Source organism: Streptomyces sp. NBC_01408, assembly GCF_026340255.1.
Taxonomy (GTDB): Bacteria; Actinomycetota; Actinomycetes; order Streptomycetales; family Streptomycetaceae; genus Streptomyces.
The window spans coordinates 1,880,305-1,899,695 of record NZ_JAPEPJ010000001.1 but is presented as its reverse complement, the minus strand read 5'-3'; the positions used below and the strand labels follow the sequence as shown (position 1 = coordinate 1,899,695).

The following is a 19,391-nucleotide window of genomic DNA, read 5'->3' as shown; positions in this document are numbered from 1 at the left end:
TCACAGCTCTATGTCTTCTTCGATCACGGTGAACAGCTCGGAGCTGAGTTCCTGGGCGAGCGCGGTGACCCGGTCCTGGACCGCCTCGGCATCGGCGGGTGAGGTGCCGGCCTCGAACACCTCGATGACACCGTTGCGGCCGAGGTAGGAGGTGGCCGCGCGGGAACGGTCGCCGACCTTGCTGGTGACGTAGCGGGCGATCTCCGGACCCGGACCGGCCGGGACGTCGTGGATCTCAGTGATGACGCCCGTCGGAGCCTTCAGGAAGCCGATCGCGGCGACGCCCTCCGGCTCGGACGGAATGGCGGGAAGCTCGTCGATGGTCCGACGGTAGGCAGCGATGTGCAGGTCGTACGGGTTGTAGCCGTAGACACGATCGATCAGGTCCATGATGCCGTCGCCGCCGGGGCGGGCCGCGACCTCGACCACGTACTGCTCGTCGGGCCCGTTCATCAGCACCTCGACGTGGGCGATGCCACGGTCGATGAGCAGCGCCTCGCAGGCCCGCAGGGCGAGTTCGCGCAGGGCGGTGTTTCCGCTCTCCCGACTCGGGATCAGCTGGCCGGTCTCGGTGAAGAACGGCGGAGCGCCCTTGGCCTTGTCCGTCACCGCGAGTACCGCGCGGCGGCCCTCGTAGTTGATCACCTCGATCGAGACCTCGTGCGTGGAGGTGACGAACTCCTCGACCTGGTACCGGCCGTCGGTGAAGTCGTAGGTGGGCGCGATCTCCAGCAGCGATGCCCTGCAGTGGTCGAAGGCCGCCGCCAGGTCGGCCGCGTCGGTCACCTTGATGACGCCGACGCTGCCTGCGAAGTCACGGGGCTTGAGCACCACGGGGAACGTGAGTTCCTGCGCGACCTCCTCCAGCTCCGCGAGGGTGGAGAAGAGACGGTGGCGGGCGCACGGGACGCCGGCCTCCTCGAAGGCCACCTTCATGGTGTGCTTGTCACGCGCCAGCGTCAGCGACTCCTCGGCCAGCGTCGGCAGGCCGTAGTGCTGGGCGATGGCCATCGCGACGTGGATGTTCAGCTCGAGGATCGGGACGACGGCGTCGGGGGTGAACCCGGTCTCCCGCTCGAACGCCTCGACCGCCTCCAGGGCTTCCTTGGCGTTGTACGGGTTCGCGGCCAGCACGTGGTCGAAGACCCGGTTGGCGTTGACGACGGCAGACTCCATCATTCCGAACACCGGGCCCGGGTAGGTCCGCAGCGCCGATACGATTGCTCGCTCGCGCAGCAACGGATCCGCTCCGAGCAGCAGGAGGTACCGGCCCTTGTTGGACCGGGCCCCTCGAAGGTTGAACATCGGAACTCCTTCCTAGGACAGAACAGTTCGAGATGGATCAGGCTGCGACTTCGAGCTGCGACGGGCGCGGCACCGCACGGTCTGCGGACCGCGCACCGCTCTCGGCCTGCGCACGCAGTTGAGCCAGCAGCGTGACCAACTCGTCGATGTCGGACAGTACGTGGTCCACGCCCAGGGCCAACAGCGCCTCACCCTCACGGCCGGACTTCTCACTGCCCACCGAGAGGTTGCCGCCGACCACGACCGGACAGCTCAGCACGCCCTGGGCCTGGACGGCCCGCAGAGGTGCCAGGTCCTCCACGGCGTGCCCGTTGATGGAACCGATCACGATCGCGAGGGCGTCCGGGTTCTCGGTCGCGCAGTCCACGAACTCGGACACTGGGGTGCAGGCGCCCAGGTTGAGCACCTCGTAGCCGAGCTGACGCAGCTGAAAGGCGATCAGGTGGTTCGCCACCACGTGGGAGTCACTCGCCGCCACGCCCAGGATGACCTTCGGGGCGCCGGACACGGTGTGGATCGGGACGGCCTCGGAGGGCCGGTGGTCAGTGGGTTGGCTGTGCATGGGAAAGCTCCTTGGAATCCGCGAGTTCAACACGTACGAAGGAGAAGACATCACGAAGAAAACGGTCGAGTTCGGCCGAGTCGGCGGGTCCGACAATTCCCGCCAGTGGCACGTCGGCGTCCGAGTAGCTGAGCTGAGTCTTGATCGGCTCGCTCTTGGATCGCTGGATCCACCGGTGGGCGAGCGAGCTCTCGCGGAACACCCGCTCCCCATCGATCCGGCAGAACTCGCCACCGAGTTGATGGCCCGGCCAGACGAACCAGCCGTAGCGAGACCCGGCGTCGTCCGGTCTGAGCTCGACCCCGGCGTCCGTACCACCGGTGATCATCTGCAGGAATCGGGAGGGCAGGTGCAGGCCGGTGGCGAGCTCGAAGGTGTCCACCACGTCCGCGCCACCGAAGCGCGCCCCGACCTCGAGGAACACCAGCCCCTCCGCGGTCTCGATGCCTTCGAGGTGGAAGAGGCTGGTGGTGATGCCGACGGCGGCGAGGCAGTCCATGGTCCACTGGCTCAGTTCCGGGGTCAGCTCGATCTGCACCGAGCCGAGCGGCGTCCCGTCCACGTACCCCAGGCATGTGCCGACGTAGCGGCTGGCCTGTATCGCCACCGCCTTGCCGTCGATCAGCAGGCCGTCCACGTGGATGATCGGACCGGTGACGAACTCCTCGATCTCGAAGCCCGCCCGCTCGGTGCCCTCGGGCACCCCGCGGTCCCGAATCGTGTCCAGAGCCGCAGCCGGCGTCGGGTAGACGTGGACGTCCTGGCTCGCCGCGCCGTCGAGCGGCTTGAGCACCGTCTCGCCCGCCCAGGGCAGTTCACAGGACTCGGCGTCGAGCGCCTCGGTCAGGGACAGGAAGCGGGGGACCCGCAGACCTGCCGCGGCGACTGCGGACTTCATGACCACCTTGTCCCGCGAGGGCAGGATGTCCGCCTCCCGGTCACCCGGTACGTCGAGAGCCGCCCGCACCTGGGCACCTGCGATCAGGTCGAACTCGGAGAGCGCGATCACCAGGTCGAAGGGGGAAAGCCCGGCGACGGCGGCCAGCACCTCCGCTGCGGTGTCACCGGTACCGGGGCGTTCGATGAGCGTGCAGCGAAGGCCGGACGGAAGCATGGCCAACCGGTCCGCAGTGCCGACATAAGTGACGTCGTGCGCCATGTGGTCAATGCCGTCCGCGTAGCGGACCAGTTTATCGGAGATTCGGTGCAGGATCAGGATGCGCATGGAAGTACCTCAGCTGGGCGAGAAGCGGGATGAGCAGAACCACGATGCAGGCAGAGGCGATCACGGAACCCAGGACGACTTTCTGTGGACCGTGCGAAACAGCGAAGAGAGTCACCAGGAATCCGGCTGCCGGCAAGGACACCTGGTGGAGCAAAATGATGATGCCGATCGTCTTCGCAAAGTGCTCCCGCGGAATTCTCCTGATCCGCTCCATGCGAATGAAGACATTGAAGAATCCGACGGTTCCGAGCAAAATCGCATAGCTCACCGCGTACTGCGCGAACGTGTTCGCCAGGCCGACGCCGATGCCGCCCAGACAGATCAGGGAGTAGGACGCCATCAGAGCGGCGAAAGGCTTCAGTCGCTTCGCCAGTTTCGGAACGACGAAGAACGTCAGGACGCCGACGACGCCGGCCCCGGTGGTCAGGGCGCCGTAGTACCGATCGGGCGCGTGGAAGACGCCACTGGTGGTGGCTGCGCTGGTGGCCATGCCGACACCCACCATGAGGTTGACCGTCATGGTCAGTCCGACCAGGCCCAGGATCGCGGGCAGCTTGCGCAGAGTCGTCACACCCTCGCCCACACCGGTGATCACCGAGCGGACCGTGGTGGGTTCGGCGGTGGCCCCAGCGAGCGTCTCTGTGCTGAGCCAGCGGCGGAGGGACAGCGTGTTGAGGGTGGTCAGCGCATACACCACACCGATCACCGCGAGCAGATCACTGGTCGACATCACCGAGGAGAGCAGTGCTGCCAGCGCGGGTCCGGCCACCTCACTGACCTGCTCTGTCCCCTGGACGATCGACTGCGCCCGGACCATCTGGTCCATCGGGACGAACCGGGGGAGCGTGGCCTCCAGCGCGACGTACGACTGCGCGCCGGCCAGAGACATGCCGGCGGCCAGCACGCACAGCGTGATGAACTTCCCGTCGGGGAGCAGGTACATCAGGGCGAACGCGGTCAGCGCCAGTCCGGCGCGGACGACGTCCGAGCCGATGTACAGGACGTAGCCCCGGATGCGGTCCGCGAGCACCCCGGCCATCGGCAGGAAAATCACCCGCGGGAGCCATTCGACAAGGAAGATCAGACCGGTCTGGGACGCGCTGCCGGTCAGCTTGTAGGCGAGCAGCGGAATGGCGAACAACAGGAACTGGTCAGCGAGTGCGGCCAGTCCGCGACCGACCACGAAACGTGCGATCTGGGGCGTCGGCATGTAGGCGTGCTCAGGCTTCTCCGAAACACCACCGCCGAGCTCCCCGTTCCCCCCGGTCGCCTTGACCGTGCTCTCCCCCGCCTCGCGGCTCATACTTCCCCGTATTTCATGTCGACAAGTTTGTTGAACAATTTGTCGACGGTCGTGGTCCACCCGAAATGGACCGGCCCCGCAGTTGTGACCCGCGCTCCGACACGGTGGCGGGCGTGCTCACCCGCAGGGTGGTACCGGAATGTCACAGCGGAGAATTGGACGATCAAGCCGGTGGGCGACAGTCGCCGCCCACGTGCGGGCCGTGCGATCCAACCTGGCGAAGCCTCCGGGTGTGTTGCGCTGGCGCTCGGTCTGCTCATCACCGCGGCTCCGGCAGTCCAGGGCGGTGGCCGAGCTCCGGGCCGGGACCCCATGGCGGTGTCGGACCGGATGTGGGCAGTCATGCCACACCTGGTCAACGCCGAGCCCAAGGACTCCTGGCTGGTTGCGCGGGACCGGATCGCGACCGAAACGGCCGCCCCCTCGATTGACGGTCACGGGAACACGTCGATCAACCTACTTGTCCCGCAGTCACGAATCAAGCCATTAATAGGACTGCGGGTCAACTGACGCGTTTCAACCGGGAACTGACGACAAGTCATACAACGGCGGGTGGACATCGGGCAAGCGCCACCCGAGGGACCAAGTGCCAGTTCGTCATTTGATACACCGTCATGGGCGATATTGCGGGACTTGTCGAATTGGATGGATACGCAGCGAAGCGGTAACCCCTACGGGAGTTGACGTGGTTTCAGGTGGTTTGATCGCGGGATCGCACAGGGAGCCCGACTCTTCGGGTCACACTCGTCCCCTCCCTCGGAGGCGTCCCGCGGAAGACCGCGCCACGTAGGGATGTGGAGCCGGGCCCCGGCATGCCGCCGCAGGTGGGAGGGCTCCTCGGGGCACCGCGGCAATGGCTGACAGCGTGTCGAATCGTCGACCGCGCGGACGGACCGCCGGGTCAGTTCTCCGATCTCCCCGACCACCGGGCAGCGGGTGATTCCGAACATCTGGAACGGTGCGGGAAACCGACGCCTGTCACGATAACGGCGTTTGCGGACATCTCTACTGATCTGGCGTCAGAAAGACTGCGGGGCATGGAGGCCCGAGATCGGGACGACGGTTTCGGTCTCGATAAGGGCCGCACTGCTCATGCCCTCGGGGCCGGTCCGACGCCTGGTCCGATAGGCCGCGACATGCAGCCGGTTTCCGCAGGTACGGGAGTCGCAGTAACGCCGTGATCGATTCCGCGACAGATCCAGGAAATGGCGGGTGCAACCGGGTGCTGCACAGCGGCGCAGCCGCTCCCACTCCCCTGCGACGATGACGGACGCCAGCGCCATACCCGCGTCGACCGCCAGATCGTCGGCCGGGGCGCCTTGGGGGGCGAAGTGATGCAGATGCCAACCCTGCCCGTCGTGGTGGGTCAGCCGAGGAGTGGTTCCGGCCCCCGAGATCAGTGTGTTGACCAGTACGACCGCGGCCTGCGTCGAGTTGGCCCGCAGCACGTCCCGGAAACCGCACCGGACCCGCAGCACCGCCGCCAGGTCGGACGCGGCCGGCGCCTTCGGCCCGCCGATCCCGTGGCGGGCCAAGAAGCCGCGCAGCGCCGCGAGATCCGAGAGGTCCTCACGACCGCAGACGTCCGGTGCGGTGTTCAGCAGCCCCACCAGCACATCCAGTGCGCGCTGCACGTCATGGGTGATCATTACGATGAATACCCCAGCTCGGCTGCGGGGCCGCGTGCTCCTGCGGCCCGGACTTGAAGCACGGACCCTAGCAGGACGGGCCGCCCCCGACGGCGGACACAGAGTTCAAGGAGCCGCGCCCAGGCCTCGTTGGACACCGGCAGGACACCGCACCCGGCGGGCCGCACTCACATCCGCACGAAACGATCAGTGCGGCGTCCGGTGGTCCGACTACAACACCGGCACAGGCGAGCTCACTGTCGCGACACAGCTCGTGCAGGACGGATGGGAAGTCGTCGAGTCGGCGCCCAAGACGGACAGCGGCGAGCGGATCATCTCGCTCGACGAGTACACCGTCGAGGTGCTCGAAGCGCATCGGGTCAAGCAGGGCGCCGAGCTCTACCAGTCGGTCATGCCCAAGGCTGCGCGCGACGCCGCCGAGGCTACGGCCGCCATGGTGCCGAGGGGTGCCGTACGGCGGCCCGTTCAGGTCGCCGCTCCGGCCGAGGATGCGGTCGAGGTCACACCGGCACCCGCTCAGCAGGATGGGCACGCAATGGGCACGCAGGAAGGCGCGAAGATCATCGCGTTCCGCCCTCGACTGGTCAGGGCATGAAAAAGCCCCAGGTCACGGCGAGTGAGTCCTGGGGCTAATCCGAGCCGCCTTCGGGATTCGAACCCGAGACCTACGCATTACGAGTGCGTTGCTCTGGCCAACTGAGCTAAGGCGGCACCGCTGGTCAGACAAGTATTCCCTCGGAGAGGGGTGCTCATCAGCAGCGGCGCCAAGTCTACAGGGTGGGAGGGGGTGCCCCGAACCGGGTTGTGGGGCGGGGAGAGGCAGGTCACATACCGGGGTGGATCGGATGTATTCGGCCGGCTCCTCTGCTCGGCCCCGGCTTCGCCTCAGGGGCTGGCTACCGGTCTTCCCCGGCCCTCAGCACTTCTTGCCGTCCCGTGGGGGCTTGCCCTCCAGCAGGTAGCGGTTGATCGAGGTGTCGATGCAGTCGCTGCCCCGGCCGTACGCCGTGTGGCCGTCGCCGTCGTAGGTGAGCAGGATCCCGGAGTCGAGCTGGCCGGCCAGGGCCTGCGCCCACTTGTACGGGGTCGCCGGGTCGCGGGTGGTGCCGACCACCACGATCGGCGGAGCGCCCTGCGCCTTCAGCGGCTTCGCCGTGCCCGTGGCCTCGACCGGCCAGTACGCGCAGTTCAGCGAGGCCCAGGCCAGGCCCGCGCCGAAGACCGGGGAGGCCTTCTCGAAGGACGGCAGGGCGGTCTGGACCGCGTCCGGACCGTTGAAGGCGGGGGGCTGGTCGACGCAGTTGACGGCGGCGTTCGCGTACATGAGGTTGGCATACTTGCCGTCCGGCTCGCGCTCGTAGTAGCTGTCGGCGAGGCTCAGCAGGCCGGCACCGTCGCCGTCCATCGCCGCGGTGAGCGCCTCGCGCAGCTGCGGCCAGGCGCTCTCGTCGTACAGCGCCGCGATCACCCCGGTCGTCGCCAGGGACTCCCCCAGCGGGCGGTCCGGATCACCGGTCGGTACGGGCTGGGCATCGGCCTTGCGGAAGAACTCCTTCAGCCGCGCGGCCACCTCCCGCGGGTCTCCCTTGCCGAACGGGCAGTCGGACTGCTCCGCACAGTCCTTGGCGAAGGAGGTGAAGGCCGTCTCGAAGCCCGCCGTCTGGTCCCGGTTCAGGTCGACGGCCGGGCGGGACGGGTCCATGGCGCCGTCCAGGACCAGCCGGCCGACCCGGCCCGGGAAGAGTTCCGCGTAGGTCGCCCCGAGGAAGGTGCCGTACGAGGCTCCGACGTAGGAGAGCTTCGCGTCGCCCAGCACCGCGCGCAGCACGTCCATGTCCCGGGCCGCGTCGACGGTGGACAGGTGCGGCAGGATCCGTGAGGAGCGTGCCTGGCAGGACGCCGCGAACTCCTTGAACGCGGCCACCAGCAGCGCCCGCTCGGCCGTGTCGTCCGGCGTCTGGTCCACCTGCGTGTACCGGTCCATGGCCGGGCCGGTCAGGCATTCGACGGGGCTGCTGCGGGCCACGCCGCGCGGGTCGAAGGAGACCATGTCGTACTGGGCACGGACGGGCGCGGGGTAGCCGATGCCCGCGTACGCCTGGAGGTACCCGATGCCCGAGCCGCCCGGGCCGCCGGGGTTGACCAGCAGCGAGCCGAGCCGCTTGCCGGGGCCGGTGGCGGCGCGGCGGGACACCGCGATGTCCACGTCCTGGCCCGATCCGGGGTTCGCGTAGTCCAGCGGGGCCTTCATGGTGGCGCACTGGAACCCGGGGACACCGCAGTCGCGCCAGCTCAGCTTCTGCTCGTAGTAGGGGCGGAGCGCGGCGGGGGCGGCGGACGGCTCGGCCGGGGACACGTCCTCGCGGCCGCCGGAGGACGCGGCGGCCGTGAGTCCCCCGGACCCGCCCGAACTGCACCCGGAGAGCAGCAGCCCTGCGGCTGCGATCACGGTCCCGGTGGTACGCAGCACGCGACTGGTGTCCATCCCTCGAGCCTACGGCCTGCCCGGACGGCCCCGGGGGCAGCCGTGGACCGGACGGCGGCACAGCACCGGCGGTCCCGCCGGACGGGGCACGGGCCTGGCCCCTCGCGGCCCCGGCGGCCGGTCCGCCCGTACGGGTGATCCGGTCAACCCGGTGTGGACACCGGGGCTACCGTCGGCCCCTACGGTCCGCAGCGCCGGCACGTCGGACCCGGGGTCAGCCCGCGCGCAGCGACATCGTCATGGCCTCGACCGCGAGGAGGGGGGCCACGTTCCGGTCGAGGGCGTCCCGGCAGGCGATGATCGCCTCGATGCGCCGCAGGGTCCGCTCGGGACCCGAGGCCCGGGCGATCCGGTCCAGGTCCGGCCGTATCTCCTCGTTCGCGATGGCCACCGACGAACCGAGCTGGAGGGCCAGCACGTCCCGGTAGAAGCCGGTGAGGTCGGTCAGCGCCAGGTCCAGGCTGTCGCGCTGGGTCCGGGTGCGACGGCGCTTCTGCCGGTCCTCCAGCTCCTTCATCACGCCCGCCGTCCCGCGTGGCATCCGGCCGCCGGTGCCCGCCGCGGCGCCGAGCGCGGCCCTCAGCTCCTCGGTCTCCTTGGTGTCGACCTCTTCCGCGACCTGCTTGGAGTCCTCGGCGGCGGCGTCGACCAGCTCTTGCGCGGCCTTGAGGCAGCCGCCCACGTCGTCGACCCGCAGCGGCAGCTTCAGCACGGAGGCCCGGCGGGAACGGGCGGCCTCGTCGGTGGCGAGCCGGCGGGCCCGGCCGATGTGCCCCTGTGTGGCCCTGGCGGCGGCCGCGGCGACGGCGGGCTCGATGCCGTCGCGCCGGACCAGTACATCGGCGACGGCCTCGACGGGCGGGGTGCGCAGGGTCAGGTGCCGGCAGCGGGACCGGATCGTCGGCAGCACGTCCTCCAGGGAGGGCGCGCACAGCAGCCACACCGTGCGCGGCGCGGGCTCCTCCACGGCCTTCAGGAGCACGTTGCCGGCTCCTTCGGTCAGCCGGTCGGCGTCCTCCAGGACGATGACCTGCCAGCGGCCGACGGCCGGGGAGAGCTGCGCCCGGCGGACCAGGTCGCGCGTCTCCTTCACGCCGATGGACAGCAGATCGGTGCGGACGATCTCCACGTCGGCGTGGGTGCCGATCAGGGTGGTGTGGCAGCCGTCGCAGAACCCGCAGCCCGGCTCGCCGCCGAGGGCGCGGTCGGGGCTGGTGCACTGGAGGGCGGCCGCGAAGGCGCGGGCAGCGGTGGACCGCCCGGAGCCGGGCGGTCCGGTGAACAGCCAGGCGTGGGTCATCTTGGACGCGGCGGGCGGCGGGGTCCCGGCCGTGACGGCCGTGACCAGGGCGTCGGCGTCACGGGCGGCGGCGGCCAGCTGGGTCTGGACCCGTTCCTGACCCACCAGGTCGTCCCATACGGGCATCGCGCCCACCGCCTTTCCCTGTCGCTGTCTTTGTCCCTGTCCGTGCCCTGTTCACAGTGTGGCGTGTGCCACCGACAATCCGTGCCGGGCCCGGCGATCCGCGCCCGGCCCCCGCCGAGACCGTCAGCGGCGGCGCGGCCCGCCGCCCTCGCCCTCGGGGTCCTCGTCGTCCCGGTGACGGCCCAGCAGTTCGTCGGCCAGTGTCGGCAGATCGTCCAGCGGGGTCTCCTCGGCCCAGTCGGAGCGCGACCGGCGCGGCCTGCTGTCCTCACCGAGGGACGGGAGCTCGCGGGTCCGGTCGTTGTCGGTGTCCCGGAAGATGCCGGGCGGGACCCGGTCGGCCGGGTTCTCCTCGGGGCGCCGCGCCGTGGGCCGCGTCGCGGAGGCCGGTCCCCGGCTGCCGGACGGGGCGGGCGGGGCGGACGGGGCGGACGCACCGGACGGCCGCACGGGCGGCAGTACGGCCGTCTCGTCGGCGTCCCGGACCGGCGGCAGCACCGTGGTCTCCTCGGCCGAGGCCGGAGCCGGGGCCGAGGTCGGGGCCGAGGTCGGAGAAAGCTTCGGCACCGGAACCGTCTGGGTGACGTCGTCCGGCCGGACGGTCCGCTTGTCCATCGGGGTCTCGACCGTGACGGCCTCGTCCGGGTGCGGGTCCTTGCGCATGCGGACCTCGGCCCCCCGCGGAGCCTGAGCCGGAGCAGCAGCCGGAGCCGGGGGTGCCACGGGGGCCACCGCAGGGGCCGCCGACGCCGCCGACGCCGCCGCGGCAGCAGCCGCGGCTGTCTTCGCCGCCAGCTCGGCCGCCGCGGCCTCCGCCAGCCGCCGCGCCTCCTCGGCCTTCAGCAGGGCCTCCTCCGCCCGCCGCTGCTTCTCCAGCCGGCGTTCCTCGGCCTCGGCCCGCAGCCGGAACTCCTCCTCGGCCTGCCGGCGCAGCCGCTCCTCCTCAGCCGCCCGGGCCCGCTCCTCGGCCTCGGCGCGCAGCCGCTCGGCCTCGGCCCGGGCACGGGCTTCCTCCTCGGCCCGCCGGCGTTCCTCCTCCGCCTTGCGGGCGGCCTCCGCCTCTGCCTTGATCCGGGCTGCCTCGGCCTCGCGCGCCAGCCGGGCTTCCTCCTCGGCCCGCAGCCGCTCCTCCTCCGCCTTGCGCGCCGCCTCGGCCTCGGCGCGCCGCCGGGCCTCCTCCTCGGCGAGCCGCCGCGCCTCGATCTGCGCGGCGACCTCGGCCTCGGAGAGCGGAAGCATCCGGTCCAGGCGGTGGCGTACGACGGTGGTGACCGACTCCGGGTCCTGCCCGGCGTCGACGACGAGGTAGCGGCCGGGGTCGGCCGCGGCCAGCGTCAGGAAACCGGCCCGCACCCGCTGGTGGAACTCCGCCGGCTCCGACTCCAGCCGGTCCGGCGCCTCCGTGAACCGCTCCCGCGCCGCCTCCGGCGATACGTCGAGGAGCACGGTCAGGTTCGGGACGAGCCCGTCGGTGGCCCAGCGCGAGATCCGGGCGATCTCGGTCGGGGAGAGGTCGCGTCCGGCGCCCTGGTAGGCCACCGAGGAGTCGATGTACCGGTCCGAGATGACCACGGCGCCGCGCTCCAGGGCGGGGCGGACCACCGTGTCCACGTGTTCCGCCCGGTCCGCGGCGTACAGCAGTGCCTCGGCGCGGTTCGACAGCCCGGCCGAGGACACGTCGAGCAGGATCGAGCGCAGCCGCTTGCCCACCGGAGTGGCCCCCGGCTCGCGCGTCACGACGACCTCGTGGCCCTTGCCCCTTATCCAGTCGGCCAGCGCCTCCACCTGGGTGGACTTGCCCGCTCCGTCGCCGCCCTCCATGGCGATGAAGAAGCCGGTGGCAGAGGCCGCCTGGAGCGGCTCCCCGCCCCGCAGGGCCTCGCGCAGGTCGCGCCGCAGGGGTACGCCGCCGCGGTCGTCGGCCTTGGCGAACACCACCACGGCGACCGGCAGCAGCAGGGCGCCGACCAGCATCAGCGTGAAGGCGGCGCCGCCGTGCGAGAAGACGCCCTCGGCGCCGGTCAGCCGGTGCGGGCCGATCAACGCGGCCACGGCCGGCGCGGCGACGGCACCTACGGCCACGGCCACCCGCACGACGGCCTGGAGGTGCTCGGTGACCCGGGCCCGGCGGAACTCCTCGGTCTCCAGGTCCAGCAGGGTGTGGCCGGTGTTGGCCGCGACGCCCGCGGCGGTGCCGGCGAGCAGCGCCAGGAACAGCACGGTCGCGGTGTCCGGGACCAGGCCGGTCAGCAGCAGGGCGAGGCCCGTCACCGCTATGGCGAGGGCCAGCAGGCGGCGCCGTGACAGCGCGGGCAGCACCTTGCCGGCCTGGGTGGCGCGGATGCCGGCGGCGGTGCCGCCGAGCAGCGCCAGGACCATCAGTGCGAAGGAGGCCGGGCCGCCGCCCAGGTCGAAGGCGTGCAGTACGGCCACGGCCGCAGCCGAGGACACCGCTGCGGCGACCGCCGCGCAGGCCAGGACGAGGAGCGGGATGACGCCCGTACGGCCCCTGTCGGGCCGGTCGCCCGCCTTGGGTGCCCGCAGGCCCTCCAGCGGGGAACGCGGGCGCGGGGTCTTCGTACCCGGCAGGACCAGCGGGAGCACCAGCGAGACCGAGGCCGCGAAGAGGCCGGAGGCGACGTACGAGCCGAGCGCGGCCTCGTTGTCGGCGAACCAGCCGACGCCGAGGCCGAGGGCCTTGCCGACCAGGGTCGCGGCGAGCAGCGCGGCCGCCGCGACGGGCAGCGCGGCGAAGGAGGTGCGCAGGGTCAGGCGGCGCAGCGCGTCGAGGTGGTCGGGGAGCGGCCGTACGGTCGCCCCTTCCGGCGGCGGCGTGGGCAGCAGGGCGGGAGCGGCGCTGTCCTTGGCCAGGCTCCACAGCCGCTCGGCGGCGCCGGAGACGAACACGGTGGCCAGCAGGGCGGTCAGCGCGTGGGCCGGGATCCAGTCGAGCCAGAGCGGGGCGACGACGAAGAGTCCGAGGCGGATGCCGTCGGCGCCGATCATCGTCCAGCGCCGGTCCAGCTTGCCGCCGGGGGCGACGAGGGCCGACAGCGGGCCGAGGAGGACCGCGCCGAAGAGCAGGGTGGCGAGGACCCGGACCCCGAAGACGACGGCGACGGCGAGGGCGGCCCCGCGGTATCCGCCGCCGAAGGCCGCCTCGGAGACGGCCGCCTGGTAGGCCAGCAGCACCAGCACCAACAGGGCCAGGGCATCGCCGATGCCGCTCACCAGCTGGGCGCTCCACAGCCGGCGCAGCCCGGGGGTGCGCAGCAGGGCGCGCACCGCTCGCTCGCGGGAATCCGCGGCTAGGGCTTCGTCGTAGGTGGGGTTCGCGGGGGCGGTCACGACCGTTGGCTGCTCGGCTCGCGTCATCCGCCCAGCCTATCCGCTGCGCTTGGCGGGTGCGGAAGCCTGTGGACAACCCCGGGTGTGACCCCGGACCCAACTCTTCCGGGGCTCCGCCCCGCGACCCCGGGCCCGAGTGCGGCGGCGTTGCGGGGGCGCTGCCCCCGAGCCCCCGTGCCTCGAACGCCGACGGGGCTGCATTCTGCCCGGAAAGGGGCAGGGCCCGTGCGAAGCGCACGGGCCCTGCCCAAGACCTGCCGGAGGCTACTCGTCCGCCGGGGCGGCGGCCGTCTTCTTCGCCGCCGTCTTCTTGGCCGTTGCGGTCTTGGCCGTGGTGGTCTTGGCCGTCGTCTTCTTCGCGGCCGTGGTGGGCTTCTTGGCCGCCGTCGTCTTCTTCGCGGCGGCGGTCTTCGTCGCCGTCGCCTTCTTCGCCGGGGCCTTCTTGGCGGGGGCCTTCTTCGCCGTCTTCTTGGCGGGGGTCTTCGCCCGCTTCTCAGCGAGCAGCTCGTAGCCGCGCTCCGGCGTGATCGTCTCGACGTCGTCGTCCCGCCGCAGCGTCGCGTTCGTCTCGCCGTCCGTCACGTACGGCCCGAAGCGGCCGTCCTTGACCACCACCGGCTTCTCGCTCACCGGGTCGGTGCCCAGCTCCTTCAGCGGCGGCTTGGCCGCGGCCCGGCCGCGCTGCTTGGGCTGCGCGTAGATCGCCAGGGCCTCGTCCAGCGTGATCGAGAAGAGCTGGTCCTCGGTCTCCAGGGACCGCGAGTCCGTGCCCTTCTTCAGGTACGGGCCGTAGCGGCCGTTCTGGGCCGTGATCTCCACGCCCTCCGCGTCCGCGCCGACCACGCGCGGCAGCGACATCAGCTTGAGCGCGTCGTCGAGGGTGACCGTGTCGAGGGTCATCGACTTGAAGAGGGAGGCCGTCCGCGGCTTGACCGCGTTCTTGCCCGTCTTCGGCGTGCCCTCGGGGAGGATCTCCGTCACGTACGGGCCGTAGCGGCCGTCCTTGGCGACGATCTCGTTCCCGCTGACCGGGTCCTTGCCGAGCTCGAACTCGCCGCTCGGCTTCGCAAACAGCTCCTCCGCGTACTCGACCGTCAGCTCGTCCGGAGCCATGTCGTCCGGTACGTCGGCCCGCTGGTGGCCCTCCGCGTCCTTCTCGCCGCGCTCCACGTACGGCCCGTAGCGGCCGACGCGCAGCACGATGCCCTCGCCGACCGGGAAGGAGGAGATCTCCCGGGCGTCGATCGCGCCCAGGTCCGTGACCAGCTCCTTCAGGCCGCCGAGGTGGTCACCGTCGGCCGGTACGACCTCGGTCGCGTCCTCCGAGCCGAAGTAGAACCGCTTCAGCCACGGCACGGACTGGGCCTCGCCCCGCGCGATGCGGTCGAGGTCGTCCTCCATCTTCGCGGTGAAGTCGTAGTCGACGAGCCGGCCGAAGTGCGTCTCCAGCAGGTTCACCACGGCGAACGACAGGAAGGACGGCACGAGCGCCGTGCCCTTCTTGAAGACGTACCCGCGGTCGAGGATCGTGCCGATGATCGACGCGTACGTCGACGGGCGGCCGATCTCCCGCTCTTCGAGCTCCTTGACCAGCGAGGCCTCGGTGTACCGGGCCGGCGGCTTGGTCGAGTGCCCGTCCGCCGTGATCTCCTCGGCGGCGAGCGCGTCGCCCTCCGCGACCTGCGGCAGGCGCTTCTCGCGGTCGTCGAGCTCCGCGTTCGGGTCGTCCGCGCCCTCGACGTAGGCCTTCATGAAGCCGTGGAAGGTGATCGTCTTGCCGGAGGCGGTGAATTCGGCGTCCCGGCCGTCCGAGGCCCGTCCGCCGATCTTCACGGTGACGGAGTTGCCGACCGCGTCCTTCATCTGGGAGGCGACGGTCCGCTTCCAGATGAGCTCGTAGAGGCGGAACTGGTCGCCGGTCAGACCCGTCTCGGCCGGGGTGCGGAAACGATCACCCGAGGGGCGGATCGCCTCGTGCGCCTCCTGGGCGTTCTTGACCTTGCCCGCGTAGACGCGCGGCTTCTCCGGCAGGTAGTCGGCGCCGTACAGCTGCGTGACCTGCGCCCGAGCCGCCGACACGGCGGTGTCGGACAGGGTCGTGGAGTCCGTACGCATGTAGGTGATGAAGCCGTTCTCGTACAGCTTCTGCGCCACCTGCATGGTCGACTTCGCACCGAAGCCCAGCTTGCGCGAGGCCTCCTGCTGGAGCGTCGTCGTACGGAACGGGGCGTACGGGGAGCGGCGGTACGGCTTGGACTCGACCGACCGGACGGCGAACGAGGTGTCGGCCAGCGCGGCGGCCAGGGCCCGGGCGTTCGCCTCGTCGAGGTGCAGCACCTCGCTCTTGAGCTGCCCGGTCGAGCCGAAGTCGCGGCCCTGCGCGACGCGCTTGCCGTCCACCGTGTTCAGGCGGGCGACCAGCGTGGACGGGTCGGAGGCGTCACCGGCGCGGCCGGTGGAGAAGGTTCCGGTCAGGTCCCAGTACTCGGCGGACCGGAAGGCGATGCGCTCGCGCTCCCGCTCGACGACCATGCGGGTGGCCACCGACTGGACGCGGCCGGCCGACAGTCGCGGCATGACCTTCTTCCACAGGACCGGCGAGACCTCGTAGCCGTAGAGGCGGTCGAGGATGCGGCGGGTCTCCTGGGCGTCGACCATGCGCTGGTTCAGCTCGCGCGGGTTGGCGACGGCGTCGCGGATCGCGTCCTTGGTGATCTCGTGGAAGACCATCCGGTGGACGGGGACCTTGGGCTTGAGGACTTCCTGCAGGTGCCACGCGATGGCTTCGCCCTCGCGGTCCTCATCGGTGGCGAGGAAGAGTTCGTCGGACTCGGCCAGCAGCTCCTTGAGCTTCCTGACCTGGGCCTTCTTATCGGCATTGACGACGTAGATCGGCGCGAAGTCGTGCTCGACGTCCACGCCGAGACGGCGGACCTCGCCGGTGTACTTGTCGGGAACCTCGGCCGCGCCGTTCGGGAGGTCACGGATGTGCCCGACGCTCGCCTCGACGACGTATCCAGGGCCGAGGTAGCCCTTGATCGTCTTCGCCTTGGCAGGGGACTCGACGATGACGAGTCGGCGGCCGCCCTTTGCGGTCTCGCTAGTCGGGGACAACTTGGCTCTTCTCTCCGGTCGGCACTCGGTCGCGATACGGCGACGCTGCGGAGTGTGACGGTACAACCCGCCCCCGTGTCAAACGGCACAAGCCCGCAACGGCCACTCGAACGGTAACCCGACAAGTGCCGTTTCTGCCGCCCGGATGCCGCGCCGGACCGTTCCCGATCACCGGGCGGGGTGGCCGGGGGGCCGTCTGGCCCCGCCCTCGCCAGCCTCCGCGCACCTGCTCCCACGTGCGGTTCCCGGCCGGATCCACGCCGGTCCGGGCTGCCGTGTCAGAGCCTCCCGAGGCACCACACTCCGAGTGCCAGCGAGCCCCCGCCGGCGAGGAGCGCCAGGGGTACGGCCAAGACGGGGCGCACACCTTCTGCCACCGGCGCACGGTGCAGGGTGCGCGCCCCCGTCCAGGCCAGCAGAGCGGCTCCGAACAGCAGGAACACGGTCGCCGCGAAGATCGCCGGGCCGGATTCCATGCCGTTCCCCTTTGCCCCTGGGCCGCTCCCCGGATCCCCCCGGATCCAGCTGTCGGGGAGCCTGCCAGCCCTAGGGGTACGGGAGCCGAACCCAGGGTTACATCATGGATCCGGCCGGTTTCCGGAGCCCGGTCACCCGCCCTGGCCGGCGTCCTGCCCGGATTCCGGAACGGGCCGTACGGGCTCCAGGAAGCCCTGCTCGATCAGCATCCGGATGGCCTCCGGCGTCCGGTCGCGCAGGACGACCGGATCCTCCTGCACCAGCTGGGCGATCGCGTCCAGGATCCGGCCCGCGCTCAGTGACCCGTCACACACTCCGGCGAAGCCGGCACCGACCGTGTCGACCTTGGTGGCGCGCCGCATCCCGCGGTGCTGGCGCAGTACGACGTGTTCCGGATCCTCCGCGCCGGGCGCGCCGACCTGCTCCTGGACCACTTCCGCACCGAGCAGGAAGTAACCCTCCAGCAGGGCGGCGTCGTCGTGCTCCCGCAGGTAGTCCTGGCGGGCGAAGTGGGCCAGGACGCTCTCACCGAGCGGCTGCTCCACCGAGTGCGGCCATTCCTCGATCACGATCGAGGGCTCGGCCGCATCCGACCGGCGCAAGGTGATCCAGCCGAAGCCGACGGACTTGGTCTTGCGGGCCTCGAACTCGTCCAGCCAGTCCTCGTACCGCCCGGCGTACTCGGCGGGGTCGGAACGGTGGTCGCCGGCGTCCCGCAGCCACAGCTCCGCGTACTGCGTCACGTCCTGCACGTCACGCTGCACGATCCAGGCGTCGCAGCCGCGCGGCACCCAGGAGCGGAGCCGGTCGCGCCAGTCCTCGCCCTCCACGTGCTGCCAGTTGCCGAGGAACTGCGCGTACCCGCCCGGGTTGAGCCGCGCACCGGCCTCCTGGACCAGGCTCCGGCACAGGTCGTCGCCGCCCATGCCGCCGTCCCGGTACGTGAGCCGGGCGCCCGGGGAGATCACGAACGGCGGGTTCGACACGATCAGGTCGTACGTCGCCTCGCCGACCGGCTCGAAGAGCGACCCGGCGAGCAGCTCGGCCTCCGGTGCCCCGGACAGCGCCAGCGTCAACCGGGTGAACCCCAGGGCCCGGGGGTTGACGTCGGTGGCGGTGACCCGGGTGGCGTGCTGGGCGGCGTGCAGCGCCTGGATCCCCGAGCCGGTACCGACGTCGAGGGCGGAGCCGACCGGGGTGCGCACGGTGATCCCGGCCAGGGTCGTGGACGCCCCGCCGACACCGAGGACCACGCCCTCCTCACGGCTGCCGATCCCGCCGGCCCCGCCGACGGCGCAGCCGAGGTCGGAGACGATGAACCAGTCCTCGCCGCCGGGACCGCCGTACGGGCGTACGTCGACGGTGGCGTGCACCTCGTCGCCCTCGCGCCGCAGCCAGCCGTCGGCCAGCGCCGCCTCGACGGGCAGGGCGGCCCCGGCGTGCACGTACGGCACGGGCTGCTGGAGCAGGAACAGCCGGACCAGGGCCGCGAGCGGGCCGTCCCCACGCGTGGCGCGCAGGGCGGGCACGGTCTCGCTGCGGGCCAGTGCGGCGTAGGCGGGGGCGCCGAGCAGCTCGAGCAGCCCGTCGGCGGTGAAGCCGGCGGCGAGCAGGGCTTCGCGGAGTCCGGCGGCGTGGACGGGCGAGGGAAGGCTGGTGGTACTCACCGGTCCATTGTGTCCGCTGGAGCCGACAATCCGTGCGCCGCGCGGGCGTCGGCGTGGGCAGGGTCGCGGCCGCGGTCACGGACACCGGCGCGGCTGCCCGCTCCCGGGTGTGCGACAGGGCGGCCGCGGCCCCTTTCCGGGACCCCGGCCGCCCTGTCCGGCGCGCCGTCAGCGGCTCACTGCGGCACTACTTGGGCGACGGAGCCGTCACCTGGCAGCCCTTCTGGCTGTTGATCGCCTGATCCAGACCGCCCGCCTTGAGCTGCGAGAGGGCTGCCTTGCCGCCCGTCGACGCCGCTTCGAGGCCGGCCGCCACTTCCTTGAGCCCCTCGGCGAACTTCGTCTGGTCCTTGGCGTCGAGAGCGTCCATCTTCGTCTTCAGGTCGGCGTAGCCCTGGGAGGTCGCCTCGAAGCCCTTGACCGCTTCGGCCTGGGTCGCCTCGCCGTTCTTCACCGGCGGAACTCCCGCGCTCTGCAGGGCCGTCCCCATGTTCTTGTACGACTCGGACTGGGTGCCGAACGCCGCCGAATCGGTCTGCTGGACCTCCTCCGGCTTACTGCTCTCCGACGCCACGCGCTTGATCTCCGCGTTGGCCGTCTCGATCTTCTTGAGTTCGGGCTGCCACTGGTCGCAGACCTTCTTGGCCCAGGCGTCGGCCTTCTTGTCGCTGTCGTCCCCGCCGCAGCCGGACAGGACGAGCATCAGTACCGCACCGCCCGACAATGCGGCCGCAAGCTTCTTGTTCACCGGATTGGTCCCTTCGAAGGCTCTCGGCCCGGAAGATACACGCCTCCCCTCCGGCGACGTACAACGGCGGACGGACGGCGCG

13 protein-coding genes and 1 tRNA gene are annotated in these 19,391 nt (G+C 71.2%); 1 reads left to right on the top strand and 13 read right to left on the bottom strand.

Annotated elements, in window-relative coordinates:
• The 5 genes from OG447_RS08920 to OG447_RS08900 form a co-directional block, all read right to left on the bottom strand.
• The gene (locus tag OG447_RS08920) at nt 1-1,305 is read right to left on the bottom strand and encodes an ATP-grasp domain-containing protein (protein WP_266935934.1); all 1,305 of its coding nucleotides are present in this window, start codon (nt 1,303-1,305) and stop codon (nt 1-3) included.
• Between the two features lie 37 nt (nt 1,306-1,342).
• Nucleotides 1,343-1,867 (bottom strand): methylaspartate mutase, encoded by a 525-nt coding sequence (locus OG447_RS08915; RefSeq protein ID WP_266935933.1) that lies wholly within the window; start codon nt 1,865-1,867, stop codon nt 1,343-1,345.
• Nucleotides 1,848-3,092 carry an acetyl-CoA carboxylase biotin carboxylase subunit family protein gene (locus OG447_RS08910; RefSeq protein ID WP_266935932.1) on the bottom strand — a complete coding sequence of 415 codons (1,245 nt, stop codon included), beginning with the start codon at nt 3,090-3,092 and terminating at the stop codon, nt 1,848-1,850. The genes OG447_RS08915 and OG447_RS08910 overlap by 20 nt, the downstream gene beginning before the upstream one ends.
• The gene (locus OG447_RS08905; protein ID WP_266935931.1) at nt 3,058-4,395 is read right to left on the bottom strand and encodes an MFS transporter; all 1,338 of its coding nucleotides are present in this window, start codon (nt 4,393-4,395) and stop codon (nt 3,058-3,060) included. Before OG447_RS08905 ends, OG447_RS08910 begins: the two co-directional genes overlap by 35 nt.
• 1,019 nt (nt 4,396-5,414) lie before the next feature.
• Nucleotides 5,415-6,044, bottom strand: coding sequence for a CGNR zinc finger domain-containing protein (locus OG447_RS08900; protein ID WP_266935930.1), 630 nt, complete (start codon nt 6,042-6,044; stop codon nt 5,415-5,417).
• 253 nt (nt 6,045-6,297) lie between these two features.
• Between OG447_RS08900 and OG447_RS08895 the strand changes: the two genes are divergently transcribed.
• Nucleotides 6,298-6,639: a hypothetical protein gene (locus OG447_RS08895; RefSeq protein ID WP_266935929.1), complete on the top strand. Its 342-nt coding sequence runs from the start codon at nt 6,298-6,300 to the stop codon at nt 6,637-6,639.
• 42 nt (nt 6,640-6,681) lie between these two features.
• Here the strand turns inward: OG447_RS08895 and OG447_RS08890 are convergent.
• From OG447_RS08890 to OG447_RS08855, 8 genes are all read right to left on the bottom strand, one after another.
• Nucleotides 6,682-6,755: transfer RNA gene (locus tag OG447_RS08890), tRNA-Thr, on the bottom strand.
• Between the two features lie 205 nt (nt 6,756-6,960).
• Nucleotides 6,961-8,529, bottom strand: a complete 1,569-nt coding sequence (locus OG447_RS08885; RefSeq protein ID WP_266935928.1) for an alpha/beta hydrolase — start codon at nt 8,527-8,529, stop codon at nt 6,961-6,963.
• Nucleotides 8,530-8,743: 214 nt separating this feature from the next.
• On the bottom strand, nt 8,744-9,955 hold the full coding sequence (locus OG447_RS08880; protein WP_266935927.1) for a DNA polymerase III subunit delta': 1,212 nt from the start codon (nt 9,953-9,955) through the stop codon (nt 8,744-8,746).
• Nucleotides 9,956-10,078: 123 nt separating this feature from the next.
• Complete coding sequence (gene tmk / locus OG447_RS08875) at nt 10,079-13,330, bottom strand: dTMP kinase (RefSeq protein ID WP_266935926.1); 3,252 nt, start codon at nt 13,328-13,330, stop codon at nt 10,079-10,081.
• Nucleotides 13,331-13,567: 237 nt separating this feature from the next.
• A complete protein-coding gene (gene topA, locus OG447_RS08870; protein ID WP_266935925.1) occupies nt 13,568-16,417 on the bottom strand; it encodes a type I DNA topoisomerase in 2,850 nt (949 codons plus the stop codon).
• Between the two features lie 278 nt (nt 16,418-16,695).
• Complete coding sequence (locus OG447_RS08865) at nt 16,696-16,893, bottom strand: hypothetical protein (RefSeq protein WP_266935924.1); 198 nt, start codon at nt 16,891-16,893, stop codon at nt 16,696-16,698.
• A gap of 132 nt (nt 16,894-17,025) precedes the next feature.
• The gene (locus tag OG447_RS08860; protein WP_266935923.1) at nt 17,026-18,561 is read right to left on the bottom strand and encodes a methyltransferase; all 1,536 of its coding nucleotides are present in this window, start codon (nt 18,559-18,561) and stop codon (nt 17,026-17,028) included.
• Nucleotides 18,562-18,748: 187 nt separating this feature from the next.
• Entirely contained in the window at nt 18,749-19,309 is a 561-nt protein-coding gene (locus tag OG447_RS08855) for a small secreted protein (RefSeq protein ID WP_266935922.1), read from the bottom strand.
• Nucleotides 19,310-19,391 lie beyond the last annotated feature (82 nt).